Source organism: Morganella sp. B601, from assembly GCF_051172335.1.
Taxonomy (GTDB): domain Bacteria; phylum Pseudomonadota; class Gammaproteobacteria; order Enterobacterales; family Enterobacteriaceae; genus Morganella; species Morganella morganii.
This window is the reverse complement of sequence record NZ_JBPIZE010000014.1, coordinates 1-4,582: the sequence shown is the minus strand read 5'-3', so window position 1 is coordinate 4,582 and position 4,582 is coordinate 1. Positions and strand designations below refer to the sequence as shown.

Genomic DNA, 4,582 nt, shown 5'->3' with positions numbered 1-4,582 from the left:
TTTGCCTGGCGGCCGTAGCGCGGTGGTCCCACCTGACCCCATGCCGAACTCAGAAGTGAAACGCCGTAGCGCCGATGGTAGTGTGGGGTCTCCCCATGTGAGAGTAGGGAACCGCCAGGTTATTATTTAAAGTCTGTGCAAAAGCGCAGATTTTTGCTGATATGGCTCAGTTGGTAGAGCACACCCTTGGTAAGGGTGAGGTCCCCAGTTCGAATCTGGGTATCAGCACCATTAATTTAGTTCGGCAGAAATTGAAAAGAATTTGCCTGGCGGCCGTAGCGCGGTGGTCCCACCTGACCCCATGCCGAACTCAGAAGTGAAACGCCGTAGCGCCGATGGTAGTGTGGGGTCTCCCCATGTGAGAGTAGGGAACCGCCAGGTTTTATATTTAAAAAAAGCCACTCATCTGAGTGGCTTTTTTGCATTTGCAGTCCGCCAAAATACAAATTCCCGCAGTGCTGGGATCCGCGTCTGCGGACTGATAAACTAGACAGCATATTTGTCAGATGAGTTTTTCATTATGTCCCTCAAACCTGCTGATTCACTCCGCCAGTTACATACATTTGGTATCGAAGCCGGTGCCCGGCATATTGATGTCGCAGAGACCATTTCTGATCTCTGCCGCTTATGGCTGGCTGCACAAACGGAAAAATCCCCCTTCCTGCTGTTAGGGGGCGGCAGTAATGTACTGTTTACTGAGGATTTCAATGGCACCGTTGTCATTAACCGGATCCCCGGCAAGACCGTCCGGGAAACACCGGATGCCTGGTTTATCGAAGTTGGTGCCGGCGAAAACTGGCATGAATTAATCCGCTGGATGCTGGCGAACAGTATTTACGGCATGGAAAACCTGGCGCTGATCCCGGGCTGTGCCGGTACCGCACCGATTCAGAATATAGGGGCATACGGTACCGAATTTAAAGACGTATGTGACTATGTGGATGTCACCTCTCTGTCAGACGGGCAGACAACGCGCCTGACAGCAGAGGAATGTCGCTTTGGCTACCGTGACAGTATTTTTAAACATGATTATCAGCCGGGATATGCCATTACAGCGGTGGGGCTGAAACTGCCGAAAGTATGGAAACCGAATCTGAGCTACGGTGATTTGAAATCGCTGGATCCCGCGACTGTCACACCTCAGCAGGTATTTGATATGGTCTGTCAGATGCGGATGAGCAAACTGCCGGATCCGGCTGTAACCGGCAATGCAGGCAGCTTTTTTAAAAATCCGGTTGTGACTGCTGAGTGTGCGCAGAAAATCAAAGCACAATATCCGGACTGCCCGCAGTATGTGGTGGCGGACGGAATCAAACTCGCTGCCGGCTGGCTTATCGACCAGTGTCAGCTGAAAGGCCATCAGGAAGGCGGTGCAGCGGTGCATATGAATCAGGCGCTGGTATTAATCAACCGTGATAATGCAACAGGTGATGATGTTATCCGTCTCGCCCGTTATGTCCGTCAGCAGGTTGCTGCCCGTTTCGGGGTTCAGCTGGAGCCGGAAGTCCGTTTTATCGGCACGGACGGTGAAATCAGTGCCACAGAGGCTATTGCATGAAAGATTACAGTGTACCGCTGACGCTGATCGGCATTTTATCCGACGGTGAGTTCCATTCCGGTGAACAGCTCGGCGATCAGCTGGGAATGACCCGGGCCGCAGTTAATAAGCACATCCGCACCTTACGTGAGATGGGTATAGAGATGGAAACGGTCACCGGTAAGGGTTACCGCCTCTTTGCACCGATGAATCTGTTAAAGCCCGATGTTATCCGCACGCTGCTGCCCGGGCGAAATGTTGAGGTGTTGCCGGTCATCGGCTCTACCAATCAGCATATGATGGATAAAGTGGGGGAACTGACATCCGGTGACGCTTGTGTGGCGGAATACCAGTATGCCGGACGCGGTCGCCGCGGGCGGCAGTGGATCTCTCCGTTTGGCCGCAATCTGTATCTTTCTCTGTACTGGCGCCTTGAGCAGGGACCTGCAGCGGCTATCGGGCTGAGTCTGGTCGTCGGTATTGTGCTTGCAGAGACACTGCATGAGCTGGGTGCGACCGGTGTAAAAGTCAAATGGCCGAATGACTTATATCTGGATGACAAAAAACTGGCCGGGATCCTGGTCGAACTTCAGGGAAAAACCGGGGATGTCGCGCATGTGGTTATCGGGATCGGGATTAACCTGACCATGGAAAGCAGTGGTACAGATCAGATTGGCCAGCAGTGGATCAATCTGCAGCAATCCGGTATTCAGATCGACCGTAATACATTATCTGCAGAGTTTATTAAACATCTGACAGATGCGCTGCATCTGTTTGAAAAAAGCGGACTGACCCCGTTTATTGAACGCTGGTATGCTTTTGATAATTACCTTAATCGTGAAGTAAAGCTGATAATTGGTGAGCGTGAGGTCTTTGGCGTTTCCCGAGGGATAAACGGGCAGGGGGCGTTATTATTAGACCAGTTTGGTGAAATTACCCCCTATATCGGCGGAGAAATATCACTTCGCGGTGTGAATTCAAAAAACAAACCGGCCTGAGCCGGTTTGTTTTTAACAGAAAAACTGATTATTTCCGCAGTTTCACATTGGTCACCATATGATTGGTGCCTTTGGTCATCACCAGGCTGGCCCGCTCTCTGGTCGGCAGAATATTTTCATGCAGATTCAGGCCGTTAATCTCATCCCAGATTGTTGAGGCAATACTGACGGCCTCACTTTCCTCAAGCTGCGCATAGTGATGGAAATAGGAATTAGGATCACTGAATGCGCCCTGACGGAATTTCAGGAACCGCCCGATATACCAGCTCTTCAGTAATTCTTCCGGCGCATCAACATAAATAGAGAAATCCACAAAATCGGACACGAACACATGGTGCATGGCTTCCGGATAATCCATCCCGCTCTGCAGCACATTCAGGCCTTCCAGGATCACGATATCCGGCTGCTCAACCACTAACTGTTTATCCGGGATAATGTCATAGGTCAGATGCGAATAAACCGGTGCCAGAACCCGCGGGGTACCGGATTTTACTTCAGAAACGAAACGCACCAGATTATGCATGTCATAGGATTCAGGGAATCCTTTCTTCTTCATAATACCGCGTTCATTCAGCACAGAATTGGGATGAAGAAAACCATCAGTGGTAATCAAATCCACTTTGCGATGTTCCGGCCAGCGGCTCAGGAGCGCCTGCAATAACCGGGCGGTGGTACTTTTCCCGACTGACACACTGCCGGCAATACCAATCACATAAGGGACTTTCGCTTCATTTCTGCCGAGGAACTGCTCCAGTACGGCCTGACGGCGCAGATTTGAGCTGATATAGAAGTTCAGCAGACGGGACAGCGGCAGATAAATCGCGATAACTTCATCAATCGAGATTTCATCGTGGATACCGCGCAGATCGTCAATTTCCTGCTCAGACAACGTCATCGGAACGGAGTTACGCAGGGTCGCCCACTGACTGCGGCTGAAATGGAGATAAGGAGAGAGCGATTTTTCTTTATACATAAACCAACAGCTGCCTTTATTACGCAGGTTGGACAGGTCATTAATACCCGTACCGGCTGAAAATAAATCGCATCATAGCGAGAGATGAGAGTCAGGCGTAGCAATTTTTTTGAAAAAATGCATTTTTTTTGATGTCGCGGACATAAATTACATTGCACATGACATAAACAAGGAGTCAAAAATAAGCGGATTATTGGTTTTTACGGTAGTCCATCTGCGTGATTACTGAGAGTTTAAGTGATAAGTATCGCTGCTAATTTGTACATTACCTATTGAAAAAAACAGCAAAATACGGAAGAATGTCCACTTTGTGAGCAAAAGAACAATTTCAGCGATTTTTTTGTTGCATCCTGCGCAAAGTCTCCATAGAATGCGCAGCACTTGATGCCGGCATAGCTCAGTTGGTAGAGCAACTGACTTGTAATCAGTAGGTCCCGAGTTCGACTCTTGGTGCCGGCACCATTTAACAATTTGGAAAGGTGGGATACCCAAGCGGCCAAAGGGAGCAGACTGTAAATCTGCCGTCACAGACTTCGAAGGTTCGAATCCTTCTCCCACCACCATCCAATGTGAATTATTATCCTGAGTGTTTTACTCAAGACTCCTTCGATGTAAAATACTCCGGATTCAGTTACAGCAGATTAAAGTCAGGTAGCCGAGTTCACGCGGGCATCGTATAATGGCTATTACCTCAGCCTTCCAAGCTGATGATGCGGGTTCGATTCCCGCTGCCCGCTCCAAGATGTGCTGATATAGCTCAGTTGGTAGAGCGCACCCTTGGTAAGGGTGAGGTCGGCAGTTCGAATCTGCCTATCAGCACCACTTCCGTTGTTCTCCATTCCTTGATTTTTTTCCCTGTAAATATCCAGACAAGCAATACTGCTTGGTTGATGTGGTGAAACCACCGATTCCGTGTCTTAGAGGGACAACTAATGTCTAAAGAAAAGTTTGAACGTACGAAACCGCACGTTAACGTTGGTACTATCGGCCACGTTGACCACGGTAAAACTACCCTGACTGCTGCAATCACCACCGTTCTGGCAAAAACCTACGGCGGTAACGCTCGTGCATTCG

General features: G+C 49.4%; 4 protein-coding genes, 5 tRNA genes and 2 rRNA genes. 10 read left to right on the top strand and 1 reads right to left on the bottom strand.

Annotation, left to right across the window (positions count from 1 at the left end; translation table 11 throughout):
- The first annotated feature begins 4 nt into the window (after positions 1-4).
- From rrf (ACSBQN_RS19210) to birA, 5 genes are all read left to right on the top strand, one after another.
- Positions 5-120: ribosomal RNA gene (gene rrf / locus ACSBQN_RS19210) — 5S ribosomal RNA — on the top strand.
- A 35-nt stretch (positions 121-155) separates the two neighbouring features.
- A tRNA-Thr gene (locus ACSBQN_RS19205) sits at positions 156-231 on the top strand.
- A 34-nt stretch (positions 232-265) separates the two neighbouring features.
- Positions 266-381 (top strand): 5S ribosomal RNA (rrf, locus tag ACSBQN_RS19200).
- A gap of 139 nt (positions 382-520) precedes the next feature.
- Positions 521-1,558, top strand: a complete 1,038-nt coding sequence (gene murB / locus ACSBQN_RS19195) for a UDP-N-acetylmuramate dehydrogenase (RefSeq protein ID WP_024475198.1) — start codon at positions 521-523, stop codon at positions 1,556-1,558.
- Positions 1,555-2,535, top strand: a complete 981-nt coding sequence (gene birA / locus ACSBQN_RS19190; protein ID WP_024475197.1) for a bifunctional biotin--[acetyl-CoA-carboxylase] ligase/biotin operon repressor BirA — start codon at positions 1,555-1,557, stop codon at positions 2,533-2,535. The genes murB and birA overlap by 4 nt, the downstream gene beginning before the upstream one ends.
- 28 nt (positions 2,536-2,563) lie before the next feature.
- Here the strand turns inward: birA and coaA are convergent, their stop codons facing one another.
- Positions 2,564-3,508: a type I pantothenate kinase gene (gene coaA / locus ACSBQN_RS19185; RefSeq protein ID WP_004238689.1), complete on the bottom strand. Its 945-nt coding sequence runs from the start codon at positions 3,506-3,508 to the stop codon at positions 2,564-2,566.
- A 386-nt stretch (positions 3,509-3,894) separates the two neighbouring features.
- Here coaA and ACSBQN_RS19180 point away from each other — a divergent pair.
- From ACSBQN_RS19180 to ACSBQN_RS19160, 5 genes are all read left to right on the top strand, one after another.
- Positions 3,895-3,970 (top strand) — tRNA-Thr (locus ACSBQN_RS19180).
- 16 nt (positions 3,971-3,986) lie between these two features.
- Positions 3,987-4,071: transfer RNA gene (locus ACSBQN_RS19175), tRNA-Tyr, on the top strand.
- A gap of 102 nt (positions 4,072-4,173) precedes the next feature.
- Positions 4,174-4,248: transfer RNA gene (locus tag ACSBQN_RS19170), tRNA-Gly, on the top strand.
- Between the two features lie 6 nt (positions 4,249-4,254).
- Positions 4,255-4,330, top strand: a tRNA-Thr gene (locus ACSBQN_RS19165).
- Between the two features lie 110 nt (positions 4,331-4,440).
- A partial coding sequence (locus tag ACSBQN_RS19160) for a GTP-binding protein (RefSeq protein ID WP_072161945.1) occupies positions 4,441-4,582 on the top strand: 142 nt, incomplete at its 3' end.

What these genes read in the sequence shown, in the direction of transcription:
- coaA (WP_004238689.1), bottom strand. Translation starts at nt 3,508, where the DNA reads ATGTATAAAGAAAAATCGCTCTCTCCTTATCTCCATTTCAGCCGCAGT.
- murB (WP_024475198.1), top strand. Translation starts at nt 521, where the DNA reads ATGTCCCTCAAACCTGCTGATTCACTCCGCCAGTTACATACATTTGGT.
- birA (WP_024475197.1), top strand. Translation starts at nt 1,555, where the DNA reads ATGAAAGATTACAGTGTACCGCTGACGCTGATCGGCATTTTATCCGAC.